Raw genomic sequence first — 898 nt, forward strand, 5'->3', positions numbered from 1 at the left:
CGTTCCAGTCATCGGTGCTACATCATCTGCGACCAAACCGATTGTTGGCGTAACCGCGGGTGAAGTAATATCAACATTTACAATTGTTTGAGCAGTATCTGTATTTCCAAGACCATCGTTGTATTCAACTATTATAGTATTGCTACCATCAGTTACAGTTACCGCACTTACCACTTTATGGCCATCTACTTCTGCCTGAGTTAATGTATGCGATACACCATTGATCGTTATGATATCACCTACCGCTGCATCCACTCCCAAGGTAATATCAACATTGACTTTACCATCCGCTCCTAATTCTGCTGTATTGATTACGCCATCATTATTTGCATCTTCTCCCGCAGATAAGGCCACACTGCCTATAACGTCTTTTGCATCTGGATCATAGTGGAAATTGTTGTTGCCATCCAATATTGCATCTGTACCATTATTACCTGCAAGGTCCGTATAACCACTGCCAGAAACTTTAATACTTGGCTGATCGGTACCAGACTGAGTAAATTTTGCTGTCCAGGTTAAGCCACCATCTGTTGTTTGAAGTTGTGAAATTGATCCACCTGTTACTTGAATATCAGACAAGTCAAATCCGATGACTTTCTCACTAAAGTTGAAGGTGATATCTACAACTTCGTTAGGCGATAATGTGGTATCAGCTGTGGTAATCGTCAAACTCGGTGCTGTGGTATCGATAGAAATATCTTTGGAAGTGGTATTGCTATTTCCTGCTGCATCCGTTGCATTTACCACAACAGTATGCAATCCATCGGTTAAAGCAGGTAACGTATTGTCTGCCAGAGTCCAGGTTCCATCGCCGTTATTCGTAGCTGGATAACTCACCCCATTAACAACAATTGTGACTTTTGCAGTAGGATCATCAACCGTTCCATGCAATGCAGGT

The 898-nt window shown here is 42.1% G+C and carries 1 protein-coding gene; it reads right to left on the reverse strand.

The features are described from left to right. On the reverse strand, positions 1-898 hold an 898-nt coding region (locus IAE19_RS16450), incomplete at both ends, for an Ig-like domain-containing protein (RefSeq protein WP_227612314.1).

It is taken from the genome of Acinetobacter sp. S40, from assembly GCF_016624705.1.
Lineage (GTDB): Bacteria > Pseudomonadota > Gammaproteobacteria > Pseudomonadales > Moraxellaceae > Acinetobacter.